Raw genomic sequence first — 19,564 nt, 5'->3', positions numbered from 1 at the left:
CGCAGACAACGAGGAGCCTCACGTGACCGCAATCAGCTCCGTCCGCACCTACGTCCTCGACACCTCGGTCCTGCTCTCGGACCCGTGGGCTGTCAGTAGATTCGCCGAACACGAGGTGGTCCTACCGCTGGTCGTGATCAGCGAACTCGAGGACAAGCGTCACCATCACGAGCTGGGATGGTTCGCCCGCGAAGCACTGCGGATGCTCGACGACCTTCGTCTCGAGTTCGGTCGGCTCGACCGTCCGGTGCCCATCGGCTCCGAGAACGGCACCCTTCAGGTGGAGCTCAACCACACCGATCCGTCGGTACTTCCTGTCGGATTCCGCACGGACAGTAACGATTCCAGGATCCTCGCCTGTGCCCTCAACCTCGCCGCCGAGGGCCGGGACGTGGTGCTGGTCAGCAAGGACATCCCGCTGCGTGTGAAGGCCGGCGCCGTGGGTCTGCCCGCCGACGAGTTCCGCGCGCACGACGTCGTCCCGTCCGGTTGGACCGGGATGACCGAGTTGGATGTCGAGTCCGGCGTCATCGATCAGCTGTTCTCCGAGGGGATCGTCGATCTGGACGAGGCCCGGGAGTTGCCGTGCCACACGGGTATCCGACTGCTGGGCGAACGGTCGAGCGCGCTGGGGCGGGTCACCGCGGACAAGCGGGTGCAACTGGTGCGGGGCGAGCGGGAGGCGTTCGGCCTCCACGGCCGCTCCGCGGAGCAACGCGTCGCACTCGATCTGCTGCTCGACGAGAGCGTCGGCATCGTTTCGCTCGGCGGCAAGGCAGGCACCGGCAAGTCCGCGCTGGCGCTGACGGCGGGGCTCGAGGCGGTGCTCGAACGGCGCAGTCACCGCAAGGTCGTCGTGTTCCGGCCGCTGTACGCGGTCGGCGGCCAGGAACTCGGCTACCTGCCCGGCAGCGAGAGCGAGAAGATGGGGCCGTGGGCGCAGGCCGTCTTCGATACCCTCGACGGCCTCGCGAGCCCCGAGGTGATGGAAGAGGTGCTCAGCCGTGGCATGCTGGAAGTGTTGCCGCTCACGCACATTCGTGGCCGCTCGCTGCACGATTCGTTCGTGATCGTCGACGAGGCGCAGTCGCTCGAACGCAACGTCCTGCTCACCGTGCTGTCCCGGCTCGGCAGCGGTTCGCGAGTGGTGCTCACCCACGACGTCGCCCAGCGTGACAACCTGCGTGTCGGCCGACACGACGGCGTCGCGGCGGTCATCGAGAAGCTCAAGGGACACCCGCTGTTCGCGCACGTCACCCTCACCCGCAGTGAGCGTTCGCCCATCGCGGCCCTGGTGACGGAGATGCTTGAGGAGTTCGGTCCCACCGCCTGACCCCGACCGGCCGAATGTCACACACGTTCAGCTGGATTGAACGTGTGTGACATTCGGCCACGGCGCCCGGGCCGGAGTGGTAGTCAATATCAGTCCGTGAGTCCGGATCACCGAAGGGATAAGGCCAGTTTAGGCTAGGTTTCTGCGCCAAATCGTTGATCAATAGTGAAACGTGTTCTAGATTTTGGGCACTCTATTTCACACTCGGATCAGGAGCGGTCATGGCAGCGCAGACGGAACGGGACGAACAGTTCGACGTGGTCGTGGTGGGTGCCGGCGGGGCCGGTATGTCCGCTGCGATCACGGCCGCCGCACAGGGCCTGAAGGTCGTCATCGTCGAGAAGTCCGAGTACTGGGGCGGCTCGACGTCGCGTTCGGGCGGCGGCGTGTGGATCCCCGGCAACTCCGTGCTGAAGCGGGAGGCGCCCGCCGACGACGTCGAGGCCGCCCGCACCTACCTGCACAGCATCATCGGGCCCGGAGTGGATCCGGCCCGGATCGACACCTACATCGACCGTGGCCCCGAAGCCCTGCAGTTCCTCATCGACCACTCGGCGCTGAATCTCGAGTGGGTGAAGAACTATTCGGACTACTACCCGGAGGCGCCGGGCGGCCTGTCGACCGGGCGGTCCTGCGAGCCGAAGCCGTTCGATGCCGCCAAGCTGGGGTCCGACCTCGGCACCCTGCACCCGACGTACAGCAAGGCTCCGCTGAACGTCGTAGTGAAGCAGTCGGATTACCGGTGGCTCAGCACCGGACTGCGGCACTGGCGCGGGCCGGTTCGGATGGTCCGGGTGGGCATGCGAACCTTCGTGGCCAAGGCGCGCCGGCAGAAGCTCATCGGCATGGGCGGCGCACTGATGGCCGAGTTGCTGCTGGGGGTGCGTGAGGCCGGAATTCCGTTGCGCCTGAACACCGGACTGGTCGACCTGGTCGTCGAGGACGGGAAGGTCACCGGTGTGGTGGTCGAGTCCGGCGGTCGGACATCCACGCTGCGCGCCGAGCACGGTGTCGTGCTGGCCTGCGGCGGATTCGACGCCAACGACGAGATGCGCAAGAAGTATCAGCGGGCGCCGATCGGTGCGGACTGGACCATCGGCGCCCCGTCCAACACCGGCGACGGCATCAATGCGGGTCTGAAGGTCGGCGCCGCAATCGATTTCATGGACGACGCATGGTGGGCCCCGTCCATTCCGCTGCCGCGGGGACCGTGGTTCGCGCTCGCGGAGCGGTCGCTGCCGCGCAGCATCATGGTCAACGACCGCGGCGAGCGCTTCATGAACGAGTCACTGCCCTACGTCGAGGCGACGCACCGCATGTACGGAGGCGAGTTCGGTCAGGGTGACGGTCCGGGCGAGAACCTGCCCTGCTGGCTGATCTTCGACCAGACCTACCGCGACCGCTACCTGTTCGCCGGGGTGACCGCGCGCAGTCCGCTGCCGCGCAAGTGGCTCGAGAGCGGGGCGATCGTCAAGGCGTCCACCGTCGAGGCGCTGGCCGAGAAGATCGGGATCCCGGCCGGCACGCTCGCCGCGACGGTCCGACAGTTCAACGGCTTCGCCCGCACCGGCGTCGACGAGGACTTCCACCGCGGCGAGAGCAAGTACGAGCACTACTACGGCGACATCACCAACAAGCCCAATCCCAGTCTCGGTGAGCTCACCAAGGCGCCGTTCTATGCCGCGCAGATGGTGCCCGGCGACCTGGGTACCAAGGGTGGCATCGTCACCGACGTCGCGGGACGGGCCCTGCGTGAGGACGGCTCGGTGATCGACGGGCTGTACGCGGCCGGTAACACCAGTGCGCCGGTGATGGGGCACACGTACGCCGGACCGGGCGCCACCATCGGCCCCGCACTGGTGTTCGGTTACCTTGCGGCCCTGGATATTGCGGCGAAGGCGGGCCGGTCCGTCAGTCCTCGCTGAGCGGCCCCAGTTCGGCCTCGAGGACCTCCTGCACGACGCGCATCGCGGCCAGTCCGGCGGGGGCGCCGCAGTAGGCGCTCGCGTGGATGACGGCCTCGACGATCTCGTTGCGGGTCAGCCCGTTCCGCAGCGCGCCGCGCACGTGGCCGCGCAGTTCGTTCTCGGCGCGCAGCGCGATGAGCATGCCGAGGTTGATCAGGCTGCGGCTGCGGCGGTCCAGGCCCGGCCGCGTCCACACCGAACCCCACACGTGTTCGGTGATGAATTCCTGGATGTCCTCCGAGTCCGTGCCGCGGGTGCGCTCGAAGGCCCGTTCGACGAAGTCGGCGCCCATCACCTCGGTGCGGACGTCGAGTCCGGCCTGGAATGCGGGGGAGGTGTTCTGGTGCTGTTCGGTCATCGCGGTCGGCTTCCTGTGTGGGGTCTGGCAGCACGCATCGCCGGTACCGCACGGACTGCGAGCCTACTAGGTCTGCCGTGGCGCCGGCCGTGTGTGCTCAGCGGGTACGGCCCGCCGAGCGCACACGGCCGCCGCCACGGTGTCAGCTGGTGCTCGGCGTGAATCCGCTTCCGACGACGCCGCGGGGGTTGAGATCCGCGAGGATGTTCTTCGCCGACGTGTTCACCCACGGCATCAGCACGGTCCCGTCGGCGGCCGTGATGATGCCGACCCACTGTCCCGTCCCGCGCAGAGCCACCGGGCCGCCCGAATCGCCGGGAACGAATGCCGCGCCCGAGCGGAACAGTCCGCCGTCCATGGGTGCGCCGACTACGCCGGAACTAGGGGCGCTGGCCTGGAACAGAAGATCGTCCGCCCACCCCGTGAATCGTTCTTCGATGGTGCGGCGGTCCGAGGACGACCCGAAGTTCTCCACGTACTGTGGGTTCGTCGGCACGGCGACCGCGCCACTGGCATCCCGGAAGATCGAGTCGATCTTGAACTTGGTGTCCCCGGTCGTGCTCATCACCTCATGGCCGTTTTTGTCCTTGACCTGACTGGTCAACCGCATGCGCGGCGCGAACTCGATGACCATGTAGTCGGTCGTGCTGTCGGGATCGGTGTGGTCCACTGCGGGAGTCTCCGCGCCGGTGACGGGGTCCTTCAGGACACACTTCGCGCCGTTCGGAAAGACGTCGATCGGATCGGTATCGCAGGTGTTGTCGTCCACCCAGCGGATCCAGCCGATCGGTTCTGCGCCGTTCGCGGTGCGGGTGTTGAACACCGGATGGTTGTTCTCGAGGTTCTCGACGCCGCGGGTCGCGCCCGGGTGCTTGGGATTGAGGTCCCAGAGCGCGGTGCCGGGGTTGCAGTGCCCTGCGGTGATGCCGACGTTGCGTCCCGCGGAATCGGTGCCGACGACCCCGAGCGTGCAAACTCCCGATGTCCCCTTCCTGCCGTCGCCGAGGTCGCTGCCCAAGTACCCCTCCTGGCCGTCGAAGTTGATCCGCATCCCCGGGAATGCCTCGTCCAGGTTCACCTCGGAAGGTCCGTCGCTGCCAGTCCCGAGGGAGCGGAGACTGCCGGTCCCGATGTTCCCGAGACTGTCGGTCCCGACAGACCCGAGGCTGCCGGTCTGGGCTGACGCGACCCCGGTCAGGGCCGTCAGTACCGCTGCCGACGCGACTGCGCCGGTGAGAAGTCGAGCAATCCTTGCCAACGAACACTCCTTCGGACGGTTGGAATCGGCGCGTGAAGCCGCGCCCGGCGGAGGATATCGACGCGATTGCCGACTTCGAGCGTTAATCGGAAATTTGGCCGAAGATGTTCAGGATTCAGGGGTTGTCCGAATCTGCATGCACTACGACGGAACTCGGCGGTCGAGCAGGTGCCGTTCGCGGGAGGGCTGCACTTCGGACCGCTACCGCCGAAGGAGGGAGCGGGCCGTCGCCGTCACGGTGCCGACGGCGAGGTTGCCCCAGCTGAAGCGGTCCCGCCAGAGCGCGATCCGGCCGTCGCGCATCTCGAACGTTCCGCACACCCAGAACGTGGACCGCAGCGGCCCGATGTAGAGCGTGTCGGTGCGGTCGCTGAGCACGGTGTCGCCGTCGCTCGCGACGTGGTGCATCACGGCGTCGAATCGGCACGCTGGGCGATTCGCGAACGCGAGCGCCCGGGTCACCGCGGGCAGGCCGCGCAGCGTCGGCAGTGTCCGGTTCTGCCAGACGATGTCGTCCGTGAGGTGTGCGACGGCGCGGTCCACGTCCATGTCGGCGAGTGCCGAGAAGAAGTCCTCGACCACTCGGACGGCAGCGTCGCGGCGGTCGGCGTCCGATGTCGTGTTCATGGTGCACTCCTGGTGAAGGTGCCGAGGTGGTCGGTGTCGAAGGACTCGAGCACGACGGTGTTCCCGGTGAAGGTGGCCTTGGAGATCGATCCTTCCGGGGCGTCGAACTTGGAGAACTTCTCCTTGTACAGCGCCGTCCAGTCCTCCCGGATCTCGCCGAACTGCACCAGATCCGCGAATTCGGCGGTGAGAGTCTCCGGTACGCCGACCGGCGCCGCGTTGGTGAGGGCGGCGATCTCGACGTCGGCGGAGGGGATCGCGACGAAGTTCGTAGCGGCGCCCAGCGAGAAGGCCCCGGAGTGGCTGAGCGTGACCCGTCCGGCGGGGCTCGTGCCGACGTTGAACCCGAACCCGTAGAAGCCGGCGCGCGCGTCCGGGCCGGTGGGCGGCGACGAGACGCTCTGCGGGGAGATCGCCGGCAGCAGCGCCTCGGCGGGAATCAGTTGCCTCCCGTCGACCTGCCCGTCGGCCAGCAGCATCTTCAGCCACGCGGTGAGATCGGTGACCGACGAGCTGACGCCGCCGGCCGGGGACTGGGCGTCGGGCTCGCGCACCGCCTGCGCGGCGTCCTTGCCGTCGACCTTCATGTGTCCCACGGCCGCTGTGAGTCCGAAGTTGGTGTAGGCGTAGGAATCCCGGAACGGTTCGAGCGGCAGCAGTCGTAGTCGCTCGAGGCTGCGCGACGGCGTCGGCCACCGAGGCCTCGGACAGCGGAGGCGCCGCCGTATTCTCGTTCGGGGCGGAACTGCATGCGGTCGCCAGCACCGACACACGACCGCGACCGCGAGTGCACCGCGACGGAATACGCGCATGGTGGGCCCTTCTCTCCAGTCGGATGGTAGGCCGGTGTGCCGTGCACCGCAGGGGAATCCGCGGGCCTCGGTCTACTCGGTGGGCTCCACCTTCGTCATGGCGAGTACATCGAGCCGCCGATCCAGTTCGGCCTCCGTCAGCCCGTCGCCGATCAGTCCGCGGTCGATCACCGTCTGGCGGATGGTCTTCTTCTCCCCGAGCGCCTGCTTGGCGACCGCGGCCGCCTCCTCGTAGCCGATCGCCGAGTTGAGTGGGGTGACGATCGACGGCGACGACTCCGCGAGCGTACGCAGGTGCTCCTCGTTCGCCTCCAACCCCACGATGCAGCGGTCGGCGAACAGCCGGGAGACGTTGGCCAGCAGCCGGAACGACTCGAGCAGGTTGCGGGCCATCACCGGGATGTAGACGTTGAGCTCGAACGCGCCCGCGGCGCCGCCCCACGCAACGGTGGCGTCGTTGCCGACGACCTGGGCCGCGACCTGCGTGACCGCCTCGGGCAGAACGGGATTGACCTTGCCGGGCATGATCGAACTGCCGGGCTGCAGGTCGGGCAGCCGGATCTCACCGAGACCGGTGAGCGGCCCCGACCCCATCCAGCGGATGTCGTTGGCGATCTTCGTCAGGGACACCGCGACGGTGCGCAGCGCGCCGGACGCCTCGACCAGGCCGTCGCGGGCGGCCTGCGCCTCGAAACTGTTGCGGGCCGGGGTCAGGGCGTCCAGCCCGGTGCTGCGGACGAGTTCGGCGACGACGCGCGGGCCGAACCCGTCGGGCGCATTGAGCCCGGTGCCGACGGCGGTGCCGCCGATGGGCAGTTCACCCAGGCGGGGGAGCGTCGCGAGCACTCGCTCGATTCCTGCCTCGATCTGGTGGGCATAGCCACCGAACTCCTGACCCAGGGTGACCGGGACGGCGTCCATCAGATGCGTACGGCCGGACTTGACCACCGTCTTCCACTGGGTGGCCTTGTCGAACAGGGCGAGCCGCAGGTGATCCAGCGCGGGCACGAGGTCCTTGACGGCGGCCTCGGTGGCGGCGACGTGCGTGGCGGTGGGGAAGGTGTCGTTGGACGACTGCGACATGTTGACGTCGTCGTTGGGGTGCACGGTCACGCCGGCGTTCGCGGCGAGGCTCGCGATGACCTCGTTGGCGTTCATGTTGGAGCTGGTGCCCGAGCCGGTCTGGAACACGTCGATCGGGAACTGGTCGTCATGGCGACCGTCGGCGATCTCGGCGGCAGCGGCGATGATCGCGTCCGCCTTCTGCGGTTCGAGTAGCCCGAGATCCTTGTTGACCTGTGCGCAGGCGGCCTTGAGGAGCCCCATCGCGCGGATCTGTGCGCGTTCGAGGCCGCGGCCGGAGATCGGGAAGTTCTCGACGGCCCGTTGCGTCTGCGCGCGCCACAGCGCGTCGACCGGGACGCGGACCTCGCCCATCGTGTCGTGCTCGATGCGGAACTGGGGATCGGTGCTGTCGGTCATGGACCCAGCTTGCCACCGCCACAACGGCCGAAGGGTCCCTTCGTGCGCTCGCAGCGCACGAAGGGACCCTTCAGCTGGTGTATTGCCGGAGAACCCGTCAGAACGACGGCGGGATGGCTCCGTCGACACCCTGGAAATCGATGGCCGAGTACTCGCTCAGCTTCTCGAGGCGGTGGTAGGCGTCGATCATGCGGACCGTGCCCGACTTCGAGCGCATGACGATCGACTGGGTCGACGCGCCGCCGCCGTAGTAGCGGACGCCGCGCAGCAGGTCACCGTCGGTGACACCGGTCGCGCAGAAGAAGACGTTCTCGCCGGAGACGAGGTCCTCGGTGACGAGCACGCGGTCCAGGTCGTGGCCGGCGTCGATCGCCTTCTGGCGCTCCTCGTCGTCCTTCGGGGCCAGCTTGCCCTGCAGGACACCGCCCATGCAGCGCATTGCGGCCGCGGCGATGATGCCCTCCGGGGTGCCGCCGATGCCGACGAGCATGTCCGTGCCGGACTCGGGGCGGGCCGCGGCGATGGCGCCGGCGACATCGCCGTCGGAGATCAGGCGGATGCGCGCACCGGTGTCGCGGACCGACTGGATCAGCTCGGCGTGGCGCGGACGATCCAGGATGCACACCGTGACGTCGGAGACCGACGCCTTCTTGATCTTGGCGACGCGCTTGATGTTCTCGGCGATCGGATCGCTGATGTCGATGACGTCGGCGGCCTCGGGGCCGACCGCGATCTTCTCCATGTAGAACACGGCGGACGGGTCGAACATCGCGCCGCGCTCGGCGACCGCGAGCACGGAGATCGCGTTCGGCATGCCCTTCGACATCAGCGTCGTGCCGTCGACCGGGTCGACCGCGAAGTCGCAGTCCGGGCCGTCACCGTTGCCAACGTGCTCGCCGTTGTACAGCATCGGCGCTTCGTCCTTCTCGCCCTCACCGATGACGACGACGCCGTTCATCGAGACAGAGGAGACGAGTTCACGCATCGCGTCGACGGCGGCGCCGTCGCCACCCTCCTTGTCGCCACGTCCGACCCACCGGCCGGCTGCCAGGGCGCCCGCCTCGGTGACGCGCACCAACTCGAGTGCGAGGTTGCGGTCGGGGGCCTCGCGGCGACTCGATGGGGTGCTGGCCGTCATGGGCAGTGCCTCCTGCTGCAGTCACGGTCGGCGCGATGTGGTGGCCGACACGATGGGACGGCCGACCGCAGTGCGGCCGTGCCGTCGATTCGGTGGACGAATCTCGAGATGATTCTTTCAGAACCCCCACGATGAGTGGGCTGCTGGGCCACCTCGACGGCGGAACAGGAATACTGGACACCGTGCCAGAGAAGAAGCCCCGCATTCTGCAGAACGGCCACGACATGGCGTGGTCGCTCATCCCGCTCGTCCTGGCGTGTCTGCTGATCGCGGCAATCGCGAGCCAGTGCTCGTTCAGCCCGGGTGGCCCCAAGCCGGGTCCGATCCCCAGCTTCGACGCCGACGCCGCGTTCAAGTACGACTCCCGCGAGCTCGGGTTCCCGATCCGGCAGCCGGAGATCCCCGAGGGCTGGACCCCGAACTCGGGCAGCCGGAGCATCGTCTCCGGTGACGGTGGCGGCGACTCGAGCAACATCGGGTTCATCACCGAGGTCGGCCGCTACATCCAGCTGACCCAGAGTGATGCCACCGTCGAGGCACTGGTCCCGTTCATCGCCGGGGAGCCGCGCATCCAGACCGGCACCGAGCAGATCGGCGGCCGCACGTGGGACGTGTTCGACGACGGTGACTCCGAGGCGATCTGGATCTCCGACTTCGGAGACGCCCGCGTGCTTGTCACCGGGCCGGCCCCGGCGGAAGACTTCACACAGCTCGCGACCGCGATCAGCGGCGTCGAGCCGTTGCAGCGCTAGGACCGCGGCTCGCGGCAGACACCGCCGTCGGCTAGTCGTCGTCTGTCGCGTCTGCCGCGTTGTCGGAGTGGGCGAGCGCGTCCTCGACCCGCTTGCGGGCACCGGCGAGATGCTCCTCGCAGCGCTTCGCCAGCGCCTCGCCGCGCTCCCACAGCGCCAGCGATTCGTCCAGGTCGAGGCCACCCAGCTCGAGGGTCTTCACGACGACGACCAGTTCGTCCCGGGCCGCCTCGTAGCCGAGTTCGGCGACATCAGAGTTGCTCATGGTTGCTCAGGACTCTCTTCCCATCACGGCGGCACGGACGGCGCCGTCTGCCAATCTGACTCGAATCTGCGTTCCCGGCGGCGCGTCGTCCACCGACCGCAGCACCTCGGGTTCGGCGTCCCCCAACACCCGCTGGACCACCGCGTAGCCCCGCGCGAGGGTCGCGGCCGGCCCGAGGGTCGTCAGTCGGGCCTGGAGATGTTCGACGGTGGTCGACTCGGTGGCGATCGCGCGCGTCACGTCCCGGCGCGCGGCGTCACGCAACCGTTCGACTTCCTCGGCCCGACGGTCGACGGCCTGCAGCGGGTCGGCGAGTACCGGGCGGCTGCGGAGTTGCGCGACCAGATGAGACTCGCGCTGCACCCAGTTCCGCAGTGCGGCGGCGCTCCGCTGCCGCAGATCGGACACCAGTGCCTGCTCGGCGACGGCGTCCGGCACGACCCGCTTGGCGGCGTCGGTGGGCGTGGCCGCCCGCAGATCGGCGACGTGGTCACTGAGCGGGCTGTCCGGTTCGTGGCCGATCGCGCTCACCACCGGGGTGGTGCACTTGACGATCGCGCGGCACAGCGTCTCGTCCGAGAACGGCAGCAGATCCTCGACGCTGCCGCCGCCGCGGGCGAGGATGATCACGTCCACGCGTGGGTCGCGGTCCAGTTCCTCGAGCGCTTCGATGATCTGCGGCACCGCGGTGGGGCCCTGCACGGCGGTGTTGCGAACCTCGAACCGCACGGCCGGCCAGCGGCGCTCGGCAACGCTGAGCACGTCCCGTTCGGCAGCGCTGGCCCGTCCGGTGACGAGGCCGATCGTGCCGGGCAGGAACGGCAGCGGACGCTTGAGCCGCGGGTCGAACAGGCCCTCTGCGGCCAGCAGCGCGCGCAGCCGCTCGATCCGGGCCAGCAGTTCGCCGATGCCGACCGCGCGGATCTCCGTCACCCGCAGCGAGACGCTGCCGCGGCCGGTGTAGAACGACAGCTTGCCGAACATCACCACCCGGCTGCCCTCGGTGAGCGGTACGGGGGCGTCCCGCAGCAGTTGCGGCGAGCACGTCACCGACAACGACATGTCGACCGACGGATCGCGCAGGACGAGAAACGCGGTCCGTGTCCCCGGCCTGGCGTTGATCTGGGTGATCTGACCTTCGACCCACACACTGCCGAGTCGATCGATCCACTGCGCGACCTTGGTGGAGACGGTCCGGACCGGCCAGGGCTGTTCGGCCGTGCTGGTCGACGGGCCGCTGGCGGCGGAGGCGGGGCGCGCGGAAGTCACTTGGCTTTGGCGGAGGTGATGCGGTTGGCGAGCATGGTCTGGAACGGCGCCCGGGCCGCGGTGCGCTCCTCGTACTCGAGCAGCGTCGTCAGATCCTCCACCGACAGCGACCGCAGGCGAGAGCGCAGTTGGGCGAGCGTGAGCGCCGCGTAGTCGAGTTCCTCGGCGATCTCCGGAACCGGGATCTCGTCGGAATCGTCGGTCGTCTTCTCCGGGGTCGTCTTCGCGGTGGGGGCCGCCGGGTTCGACGCCGGTTCCCCCGCGTCGCCGTTGTCGGCGGGCGTCATCGAGTACAGCGCGAACCTGCCCGGTGCCGCGGGCCGGTCGTCGTCGACATCGACTTCACCGTCGGTGTCGAAGTCGGAGGTGTGGTCCTCGTCGAACACCGCCCACGACGGTTCCTCCTCGGCTCGGTTGAGCAGGCAGAACGCCTGGTCGCCCTTGATCGCGAGCGCAGTCATGGACTGCTGCATCCGCATCGTCGTCTGCAGGACCTGGCTGACCGCGGTCATCGGCAGTGTCACGGCCGTGGACGGCAGCTTGAGCGCCTCTTCGTAGGCCGTGATGGCCATTCCGGCGGCGACGCGCGCCACGAACGGGGGACGGATCATGCAAACAGCCTGCCTCACGATGGCGCTATTTGGTAGCTGACGGGACCGAACGTCGGCGAGTGGTGTGCTGCGGGGGTGGGCGACGACCTGCCCCGTAGGCTGGGGTCATGTCTTCGGCAGTTCCTCTCAATCTGGGTATCGCACGATCTGCGGGTTCCGACGCGGCCGGTGCGGGCAAGCGGATCCTTCTCGCCGAGCCGCGTGGCTACTGCGCGGGCGTCGACCGCGCGGTCGAGACGGTCGAGAAGGCACTCGAGAAGCACGGTGCTCCGATCTACGTGCGCAAGGAGATCGTGCACAACCGGCACGTCGTGGACACGCTCGCGGAGCGGGGCGTCGTCTTCGTCGACGAGACCGACGAGGTGCCCGAGAACTCGGTACTCGTGTTCTCAGCACACGGGGTGTCCCCGGCCGTGCATGCGGCGGCCGCGGAGCGCAGCCTGCACACCATCGACGCGACGTGCCCGCTGGTGACCAAGGTGCACCAGGAGGCCAAGCGGTTCGCCCGCGACGACTACGACATCCTGCTGATCGGCCACGAGGGTCACGAGGAGGTCGAGGGCACCGCCGGTGAGGCACCCGAGCACGTGCAGATCGTCGACGGTCCCGACTCGGTGGACTCGATCACGGTTCGCGACGAGGACAAGGTGATCTGGCTGTCGCAGACGACGCTGTCGGTCGACGAGACCATGGAGACCGTCGAGCGCCTGCGGCAGAAGTTCCCGAAGCTGCAGGATCCGCCGAGCGACGACATCTGCTACGCCACCCAGAACCGTCAGGTCGCGGTCAAGGCGATGGCCCCCGAATGCGATCTGGTGATCGTCGTCGGCTCGCGGAACTCGTCGAACTCGGTGCGCCTGGTCGAGGTCGCGCTCGGTGCGGGCGCCCGGGCCGCGTATCTGGTGGATTACGCCCGTGAGGTGGACCTCGCCTGGCTCGACGGGGTCCGCACGGTCGGCATCACGTCGGGTGCCTCGGTACCGGAGATCCTGGTCCGAGGCGTCATCGACCTGCTCGCCGAGCACGGTTTCGACGACGTACAGCCGGTGACCACCGCCAACGAGACGCTCGTGTTCGCCTTGCCGCGTGAGCTGCGGGCCGCCCGCGCATAGCGGCCACCCAGCGAACGAAGACCGCCCCTGGACGAGGTTTCGTCCCAGGGCGGTTTTTCGGTTTCGGCTACTGATCGATCGGGGGTTCGCGGCGCTGGCGGTAGCGGACCTGCGGCATCGGGTGCGCGGGGGCATCTGCCACCGGGCGGGCCGTGCGGACCGGGATCGGATCGCGATCGAGGGGCTCGCGGTTCCTGGCGATCGGCTCGTCGTACACATTGTCGCGACGCGCGTTCTCCCTGCGTGCCGTGTCGCGATAGACCGGCTCCCGGCGGATCGGCTCGTGACGAATCGGCTCGCGGGGAACGGGGTCGTGATACCCGTCGCGTCCGCGACGCTGGTCGGGGCCCGCGTAGGTGCCGTTGTACGACGGCGCATGCGCCGTGGCGGGGTCGTGGGACGGGCGCGAGACGCGAGGATCACGGATGGGTTCGCGGTCGGGCTCACGGGCATCACGGCGGGGGCGCGAACGGCGGGCGGCGGGGGCCTGCTCGTCGCGGCGATCCGTGCGCGCCTCGGTGCGGGCGGGACGGGCGGACGTCCGCCGACCACGGGAACGAGCGGGTGCACTCTTGCTCTGCTGGACGAGGAACGTCCGGGCGCCGGCGATCAGCGCCACCACGACAGTGGCGGCCAGCATCAACGGGAAGCGGTTGACCAGTGGAATCGCGACGTTGAACGCGAGGTCCTTGAGTCCGGTGCCGGCATTGTCGGTGAGCACCTGCTGACCGATCGGCACCGCGACGAACAGGAGCAGCGGCGGCTGCACGACCGCGGTGAACAATCCCCGCTGGCGGACGGCGAGGACCGCCAGCACACACCCGAGGAAGTACATCGTCGAGAAGGTCGAGGTCAGCTCGTTGCCCGACATACCGTCGAATGCGAAGCCGAGGAAGGTCAACCCAGCGGCGACTGCGACAGCTCCCCAGGCGGGTATGCCGGGAATGGTGGGGAGGGCCGATCTCTGGTCGAGCGGCACCCCGGATCTAGCACGTTGGGTTGCGGACACACTTCGACAGTAGTCGCTAACGGTCGGGTTGATTCGTTGGCGGGACCGTCGGAAGCCGAGAAATCGGCCGATGCGAAGGCTGCCGGCCGGCGCTCGAGCATCCTCGTGACACAGCCGAGACTGCCACGTCCACATCGGCGTGGTGTCGGCGGTGTGCTCTACCGTCTTGCGGCATGAGGATCCTGCACACGTCCGACTGGCACATCGGTCGCACGTTCCACGGCGTCGACCTGCTCGACGACCAGGCGCGGGTGCTCGATGCGATCGCGGAGACGGTCACCGCGCGCGATGTCGACGTCGTGGTCGTCCCCGGTGACGTGTACGACCGTTCGATCCCGAGTGCGGACGCGGTCACGGTCTGCAACCGGGGCTTCGAGGCGATCCGGGCAGCCGGTGCGGTGATTGTCGCCACATCGGGTAATCACGACTCGCCGGTGCGCCTCGGCGCGGGTGCGGCGTTCGCGGCGGCCGGTGGCCTGCACCTCCTGACCCGGGTGGGGGAGTTGGATACCCCGGTGCTGCTCGACGACGAGCACGGCCCGGTCGCGTTCTACGGCATCCCCTACCTCGAGCCCGAGATCACACGCGCGGAGCTCGACGCGCCCCACGCGCGTTCGCACGCCGACATCCTCGACGTCGCGATGGCCCGCGTCCGCGCGGATCTCGATACGCGCAGAGCGGATGCGTCGGGGCTGCGCTCGGTGCTGCTCGCGCACGCCTTCGTCGTCGGCGGCGAGGCGACCGGCTCGGAGCGCTCGATCTCGGTCGGTGGCGTCGAGACGGTGTCGGCGTCCGCGTTCGACGGTGTCGACTATGTCGCACTCGGGCACCTGCACTCGCCGCAGACGCTGGCCGAGCACGTCCGCTACAGCGGCTCGCCGCTGCCGTACTCGTTCGGGGAGCGCTCGCACCGCAAGTCGGTGTGGTTGGTCGACGTCGACGCGGACGGGCTCGCCGCGGTGGAGCGGATCGATCTGCCGGTCGTGCGGGGGCTCAGCCAGCTGGTCGGAACGCTCGACGAACTGCTCAGTGACGCGGCGTTCGCATCCGCGGAGGAGCACTACGTGTCCGCGGTGCTCACCGATCCGCTACGGCCGGTCGACGCGATGCGCGCCCTGCAGACCCGGTTCCCGTATGCCGTGCACATGGAATGGCAACGCCCCGAAGGAAATCCGGAGCTCAAGTACCGTGACCGGGTGCGCGGGCGCTCGGACCTGGAGGTGGCGCAGAGCTTCGTCTCCGATGTCCGCAGCGGCGCGACGGTGGGGGAGGTGCGCCTGCTCGAGCAGGCGCTGCGCAGTTCCACTGCGCCGGAGGAGTCGGTGTCCGGCGGCGCCCCGCGCGCCGACGCGATGGAGGTCTCGGCGTGAGGCTGCACAACCTGGAGGTGAGCGCGTTCGGGCCGTTCGCCCGGACCGTCGAGGTCGACTTCGACGAGCTCGGCTCGGACGGACTGTTTCTGCTGCACGGCCAGACGGGCGCGGGCAAGACGACGATCCTCGACGCGGTGGCGTTCGCGCTGTACGGCACGGTGCCCGGCGCCCGCAAGGACGGCAAGCGACTGCTGTCGGACCATGCGCCGGAGGGCTCGGTGCCGACCGTCCGGCTCGAGGCGACCATCGGGGGACGCCGGCTACGCCTCACCCGCTCGCCCGAGTACCAGCGAGCCAAGAAGCGCGGCGCGGGGACCATCACGGAGAACGCGAAGGCGACGCTCGAGTGGCTGGACGGCAACGGCGAGAACCTGTCCCGGATCCCCGACATCGCGCGGGAGGTCGAGCGGCTGCTGGGGATGACCTCGGATCAGTTCTTCCAGGTGGTGCTGCTGCCCCAGGGGGAGTTCGCGAAGTTCCTGCGGGCCGACAACGAGGACCGCGGCAAGCTGCTCGAGAAACTGTTCGACACCATTCGGTTCAAGTCCGTCGAGCAGTGGTTCGTGGACCGGCGGCGGGCCAGCGCGGCCCGGGTCGAGGAGCACCGCAAGCAGGTGGACCTGCTGCTGGCGCGGGTCTCGACCGCCGCGGGCATCGAGGTGGGCACCGAAGGCGACCCACTGAGCTGGTCGAGGAAACTGCTGGAGCAGGCGGCCGAGACGGTCGACCTGGCGTCGGTGGAACTCGCACGTACCCGCACGGTCGAGGAGAAGGCGCGCGCTGCCGCCGCCGAGTCACGTCGCGTGCACGACCTCCAGCTTCGACGGGCCCGCGCGAATGCCGAACTGGCGCAGCTCGAGTCGGGTGCAGCCGAGCGTGACGAACTCGCCGCCGAGGTCGACCGCGCACGTCGCGCCGCCGCCGTTGGTGCCGTCGCCGCGGATGCCGAGTCCGCCGCGCGGGACGCCGAGACCGCGGTCTCGCGCGCCCGTGCCCTCGCCGACGGCCTGAGCGCATCCGCGGACGGTGCCGGTCTGGTCGCCCCGCTGTCGTGGCCGCAGACCGAGACGGACCGGGACACGATCCGGGCGCAGGCGCGGGACTGGACCGCGGAGGTGGTCCGCCTGGACGCCCTGCTCGCGGAGGCCCGGACCGCCGATCAGCTCGGTCGCGATCTGGAGGCGATGCGTGGCCGCGGCGCCGAGCTGTCCCGCCGCGCGCAGGAGCTGGCGAGCGCCCGCGTGCAGTGGCCGGAGGAACTGCGCGCGGCGGAGGAGGCGGTGCGGTCCGCCGAGCATGCGCAGGCGGCATTGCCGGCCCTGGAGGAGACCTGCGCCCGCGCCGCGGACGCCGCGGCCGCGGCGACCGAGTTGATGTCGACCCGCGCCTCCCTGGGCGAACGACGCCAGGGCGCCGCGAACGCCAGGACCCGCCACCAGGACGCTCGGGACCGATTGCTCGACCTGCGGGAGCGGCGCATCGCCGGCATGGCTGCCGAGCTGGCCGCGGAACTGGTCGACGGCGACAAGTGTGCGGTCTGCGGCTCGGTCGAGCATCCCGAGCCCGCGCGTCCCGGCGACTCCACCGTCACCAAGGCCGACGAGGACGCCGCACGGGTCGCCGAACAGAAGGCCGCCTCCGCATTCGAGGCGGAGACCGAGCGGGTCACCCAGCTCGAACGGACCGCGGATCTGCTGATCCAGCGTGGCGGCGACGGGGACCGTGACGCGCTGCGGCAGGCGCATGCTGTCGCGACCGCCGACGTCGAGCGCGCGCGGGACGCAGCGGCCAGGCTCGCGCGGGCGACCGGTGCGGTAGACGAACTGCGTTCCCGCGGTGTGCAGTTGGAAGAACAGTCGCGCGCGGTGGACAACGAGCGCACCGCGCTCGAGACGCGCATCGAGTCCGCCGACGAACAGGTCCGCCGGATGCGCGACCGGATGGTGGAGGCTGCCGGGACCGATCGGAGCGTGCCGGCCCGGCGGGAGCGGTTTGATGTCCTCGCGACCCGGGCCGCCGAATTGCTCGACGCCCGCGATCGCGCCGCCACGCTCGACACCGCCGCACGTGAACTGTCGGACCGGGCACAAACGGCAGCGGCCGACGCCGGCTTCGCCTCGCTGGCCGAGGCGCTTGCGGCGGTGCGGCCCGCGGCGCGGATCGAGCAGATCGATGCGGTCCTGACCGCGGCCCGGGACCGGCTCGTCGCCGCCAACGCGGTGCTGTCCGAACCCGACGTCCAGGCGATCGCGGCCCTCGACCCGGTGGACCCGTCGGTGCCGGAAGCGACGGCGCGCGAGGCCGCGACGGCGGTGGAGGTTGCCGCCACGGTGGTGGCCGAGGCGGAGACCCGCCGCACCAACGTCGAGCGGTTGACGACCCAACTCGCGGCCGCGATGAAGGGCCTGGGGCCGGTGCTGGCGCAGCACGACGAGCTGGCCGGACTGGCCGACGTCGTCGAGGGGCGCGGCCAGAACTCGCGCAAGATGTCGCTGCGGTCGTACGTCCTGGCCTCTCGGCTCGAGGAGGTCGCGGTGTCGGCGTCGGTGCGGCTGCGCCGGATGTCGGCCGGACGCTACGAGTTCGTGCACTCCGACGAGGCCGGTTCGCGTGGCCGCCGCGGCGGGCTGGGCCTGGACATCCGTGACGACTACACCGGCGTCGTCCGCTCGGCGAAGACGCTCTCGGGTGGCGAGTCGTTCCTCGCGTCGCTGTCGCTGGCACTCGGTCTCGCCGACGTCGTGGCCGCCGAGTCCGGCGGTGTGGTGCTCGACACGATGTTCATCGACGAGGGCTTCGGCACCCTCGACGCCGACACCCTCGACCTGGTGATGGGTGTGCTCGACGAACTACGCGAGGGCGGCCGCGTGGTCGGCATCGTCAGCCACGTGGACGAGATGCGGCAGCGGATCCCGAGCCGGCTGCACGTGGTGCGGGGCCGGACCGGGTCCACCGTCGAGATGATCGCCGGCTAACTCTGCGCGGACTCCGCTGTCGGCCCCGAGGAGTTCCCGCTCGGGAGTGCCGGTTGGAGCGGGCTCGGTTCCTCCGGCGCCGGCTCCGGGTTCGCGGTGGCGGTGCCGTCGGCGGTCGCCTCGGCGGCGTCGAGCAGCGCGTCGTCCTCGAGGCGGTGGTCGATCTGCTCACCGAGGTACCGGATGACCACCGCGCCGACGGCCGCGACGGGCACGGCGAGGAATGCGCCGACGATGCCGAACAGCGAGCTGCCGGCCGCGACCGCCAGCAGCACGATCACGGCGTGCAGCTTCATGCTCTTGCTCTGCAGCACCGGCTGCAGCACGTTCCCCTCGATCTGCTGGACCGCGATGATGATGGCGAGCACGATCAGCGCGGTGGTCACGCCGTTGGCCACGAGCGCGACCAGGACGGCGAGTGCGCCGGCGACGAAGGCACCGACGATCGGGATGAAGCCGCCGATGAACGTGAGGATCGCGAGAACCGGGGCGAGCGGCACACCGAGGATCAGCAGTCCCGCGCCGATGAAGACGGCGTCGATGAGGCTCACGAGGGCCTGGGTGCGGATGAAGCCGCCGAGGGTGTCCCACATCCGGCCGAGGACTTCTTCGAGATGCCGTCCCGCCCGGCCACCGCCCACGCTGTGCAGCCACGGGATGAATCGCGGGCCGTCCTTGACGAAGAAGAACGCCAGCACCAGGACCAGGCCGAGCGTGACGATCATCGATCCGGCGGTGGTGACGCCGCTGAACACGCCCGAGGCGATCGCGGTGCCGCTCTCTTGCACCTTGGCCGTGATGGCGTGGACCGCGGTGTCGATCTGCTCGTCCTGCAGGTTGATCGGCGGACCCTTGAGCCAGTCCTGAACCTGCTGGATGCCCTGGGTCGCCTTGTTCGCGAGTTCCGGGGCCTGGTCTACCACCGACGGCACGACCAGAGCCACGACGCCGCCGAAGAGGCCGAAGAAGACGAGCAGCGTGATCGCTGCCGCCCCGGCCGGGGGCACGCCGCGCTTGGTGAGGGCGCGGGTGGGCGGCCACAGCACGGTGCAGACGACGATCGCGAGCAGCACGGGCAGGACGATCACCCACAGCTTCTGCAGGATCCAGCCCAGCACCAGCGCTCCGACGGCGATCGCGGCGATGCACAGCGACCACTTCGCCAGCCACAATCCGCCGGCCCCGATCACCTCGCCACGATCACGCATGCGCGGGCGCGCGGT

Annotated in this window: 16 protein-coding genes and 1 pseudogene; 6 read left to right on the top strand and 11 right to left on the bottom strand. The window is 69.5% G+C overall.

Annotation, left to right across the window (positions count from 1 at the left end; all coding sequences use genetic code 11):
• The first annotated feature begins 22 nt into the window (after window positions 1–22).
• Window positions 23–1,333: a PhoH family protein gene (locus J2X34_RS08160; RefSeq protein WP_114718321.1), complete on the top strand. Its 1,311-nt coding sequence runs from the start codon at window positions 23–25 to the stop codon at window positions 1,331–1,333.
• Between the two features lie 221 nt (window positions 1,334–1,554).
• Window positions 1,555–3,258: a 3-oxosteroid 1-dehydrogenase gene (gene kstD / locus J2X34_RS08155; protein ID WP_114718322.1), complete on the top strand. Its 1,704-nt coding sequence runs from the start codon at window positions 1,555–1,557 to the stop codon at window positions 3,256–3,258.
• On the opposite strand, the gene J2X34_RS08150 is transcribed toward kstD, so the two are convergent.
• The 6 genes and pseudogenes from J2X34_RS08150 to glpX form a co-directional block, all read right to left on the bottom strand.
• Window positions 3,245–3,658 (bottom strand): carboxymuconolactone decarboxylase family protein, encoded by a 414-nt coding sequence (locus J2X34_RS08150; RefSeq protein WP_114718323.1) that lies wholly within the window; start codon window positions 3,656–3,658, stop codon window positions 3,245–3,247. The genes kstD and J2X34_RS08150 overlap by 14 nt on opposite strands.
• Before the next feature lie 142 nt (window positions 3,659–3,800).
• On the bottom strand, window positions 3,801–4,916 hold the full coding sequence (locus J2X34_RS08145) for a hypothetical protein (protein WP_429516520.1): 1,116 nt from the start codon (window positions 4,914–4,916) through the stop codon (window positions 3,801–3,803).
• A 201-nt stretch (window positions 4,917–5,117) separates the two neighbouring features.
• Window positions 5,118–5,543 (bottom strand): limonene-1,2-epoxide hydrolase family protein, encoded by a 426-nt coding sequence (locus J2X34_RS08140; protein WP_114718325.1) that lies wholly within the window; start codon window positions 5,541–5,543, stop codon window positions 5,118–5,120.
• A pseudogene (locus tag J2X34_RS08135) lies at window positions 5,540–6,217 on the bottom strand (serine hydrolase); the annotation flags it as partial. The pseudogene J2X34_RS08135 and the gene J2X34_RS08140, both read right to left, overlap by 4 nt.
• A gap of 210 nt (window positions 6,218–6,427) precedes the next feature.
• Entirely contained in the window at window positions 6,428–7,837 is a 1,410-nt protein-coding gene (locus J2X34_RS08130) for a class II fumarate hydratase (protein WP_114718327.1), read from the bottom strand.
• Window positions 7,838–7,934: 97 nt separating this feature from the next.
• On the bottom strand, window positions 7,935–8,975 hold the full coding sequence (glpX, locus tag J2X34_RS08125; protein ID WP_114718328.1) for a class II fructose-bisphosphatase: 1,041 nt from the start codon (window positions 8,973–8,975) through the stop codon (window positions 7,935–7,937).
• Window positions 8,976–9,106: 131 nt separating this feature from the next.
• On the opposite strand from glpX, the gene J2X34_RS08120 reads away from it, so the two are divergent.
• Window positions 9,107–9,727, top strand: coding sequence for a DUF4245 domain-containing protein (locus tag J2X34_RS08120; protein ID WP_429516519.1), 621 nt, complete (start codon window positions 9,107–9,109; stop codon window positions 9,725–9,727).
• A 31-nt stretch (window positions 9,728–9,758) separates the two neighbouring features.
• Here the strand turns inward: J2X34_RS08120 and J2X34_RS08115 are convergent, their stop codons facing one another.
• From J2X34_RS08115 to J2X34_RS08105, 3 genes are read right to left on the bottom strand one after another with little or no spacing between them, the layout of a single operon-like run.
• The gene (locus J2X34_RS08115) at window positions 9,759–9,992 is read right to left on the bottom strand and encodes an exodeoxyribonuclease VII small subunit (RefSeq protein WP_114718329.1); all 234 of its coding nucleotides are present in this window, start codon (window positions 9,990–9,992) and stop codon (window positions 9,759–9,761) included.
• A gap of 6 nt (window positions 9,993–9,998) precedes the next feature.
• Window positions 9,999–11,261 carry an exodeoxyribonuclease VII large subunit gene (gene xseA, locus J2X34_RS08110; RefSeq protein ID WP_114718330.1) on the bottom strand — a complete coding sequence of 421 codons (1,263 nt, stop codon included), beginning with the start codon at window positions 11,259–11,261 and terminating at the stop codon, window positions 9,999–10,001.
• Window positions 11,258–11,872 (bottom strand): lipid droplet-associated protein, encoded by a 615-nt coding sequence (locus J2X34_RS08105; protein ID WP_114718331.1) that lies wholly within the window; start codon window positions 11,870–11,872, stop codon window positions 11,258–11,260. Before J2X34_RS08105 ends, xseA begins: the two co-directional genes overlap by 4 nt.
• A gap of 107 nt (window positions 11,873–11,979) precedes the next feature.
• On the opposite strand from J2X34_RS08105, the gene J2X34_RS08100 reads away from it, so the two are divergent.
• The gene (locus J2X34_RS08100; RefSeq protein ID WP_114718332.1) at window positions 11,980–12,984 is read left to right on the top strand and encodes a 4-hydroxy-3-methylbut-2-enyl diphosphate reductase; all 1,005 of its coding nucleotides are present in this window, start codon (window positions 11,980–11,982) and stop codon (window positions 12,982–12,984) included.
• A gap of 67 nt (window positions 12,985–13,051) precedes the next feature.
• Here the strand turns inward: J2X34_RS08100 and J2X34_RS08095 are convergent, their stop codons facing one another.
• Complete coding sequence (locus J2X34_RS08095) at window positions 13,052–13,993, bottom strand: DUF6542 domain-containing protein (RefSeq protein WP_114718333.1); 942 nt, start codon at window positions 13,991–13,993, stop codon at window positions 13,052–13,054.
• 173 nt (window positions 13,994–14,166) lie between these two features.
• On the opposite strand from J2X34_RS08095, the gene J2X34_RS08090 reads away from it, so the two are divergent.
• A complete protein-coding gene (locus J2X34_RS08090; protein ID WP_429516518.1) occupies window positions 14,167–15,363 on the top strand; it encodes a metallophosphoesterase family protein in 1,197 nt (398 codons plus the stop codon).
• Window positions 15,360–18,341, top strand: coding sequence for an AAA family ATPase (locus J2X34_RS08085; RefSeq protein ID WP_429516517.1), 2,982 nt, complete (start codon window positions 15,360–15,362; stop codon window positions 18,339–18,341). The genes J2X34_RS08090 and J2X34_RS08085 overlap by 4 nt, the downstream gene beginning before the upstream one ends.
• Here the strand turns inward: J2X34_RS08085 and J2X34_RS08080 are convergent.
• Window positions 18,338–19,549: an AI-2E family transporter gene (locus tag J2X34_RS08080; protein WP_254622960.1), complete on the bottom strand. Its 1,212-nt coding sequence runs from the start codon at window positions 19,547–19,549 to the stop codon at window positions 18,338–18,340. The two genes, J2X34_RS08085 and J2X34_RS08080, sit on opposite strands and share 4 nt — an antisense overlap.
• Between the last annotated feature and the right edge of the window lie 15 nt (window positions 19,550–19,564).

Origin of the sequence: Rhodococcus sp. BE178 (genome assembly GCF_050433545.1) — a bacterium.
Classification (GTDB): domain Bacteria; phylum Actinomycetota; class Actinomycetes; order Mycobacteriales; family Mycobacteriaceae; genus Prescottella.
This window is presented reverse-complemented; position numbering and strand designations above follow the sequence as displayed.

Bases quoted from the DNA above. Each gene is read 5' to 3' on its own strand.
- kstD (WP_114718322.1), top strand. From the start codon at position 1,555: ATGGCAGCGCAGACGGAACGGGACGAACAGTTCGACGTGGTCGTGGTG.
- J2X34_RS08120 (WP_429516519.1), top strand. From the start codon at position 9,107: ATGAGTGGGCTGCTGGGCCACCTCGACGGCGGAACAGGAATACTGGAC.
- J2X34_RS08115 (WP_114718329.1), bottom strand. From the start codon at position 9,992: ATGAGCAACTCTGATGTCGCCGAACTCGGCTACGAGGCGGCCCGGGAC.
- J2X34_RS08080 (WP_254622960.1), bottom strand. From the start codon at position 19,549: ATGCGTGATCGTGGCGAGGTGATCGGGGCCGGCGGATTGTGGCTGGCG.
- glpX (WP_114718328.1), bottom strand. From the start codon at position 8,975: ATGACGGCCAGCACCCCATCGAGTCGCCGCGAGGCCCCCGACCGCAAC.
- J2X34_RS08090 (WP_429516518.1), top strand. From the start codon at position 14,167: ATGAGGATCCTGCACACGTCCGACTGGCACATCGGTCGCACGTTCCAC.
- J2X34_RS08140 (WP_114718325.1), bottom strand. From the start codon at position 5,543: ATGAACACGACATCGGACGCCGACCGCCGCGACGCTGCCGTCCGAGTG.
- J2X34_RS08130 (WP_114718327.1), bottom strand. From the start codon at position 7,837: ATGACCGACAGCACCGATCCCCAGTTCCGCATCGAGCACGACACGATG.
- J2X34_RS08150 (WP_114718323.1), bottom strand. From the start codon at position 3,658: ATGACCGAACAGCACCAGAACACCTCCCCCGCATTCCAGGCCGGACTC.
- J2X34_RS08100 (WP_114718332.1), top strand. From the start codon at position 11,980: ATGTCTTCGGCAGTTCCTCTCAATCTGGGTATCGCACGATCTGCGGGT.
- J2X34_RS08105 (WP_114718331.1), bottom strand. From the start codon at position 11,872: ATGATCCGTCCCCCGTTCGTGGCGCGCGTCGCCGCCGGAATGGCCATC.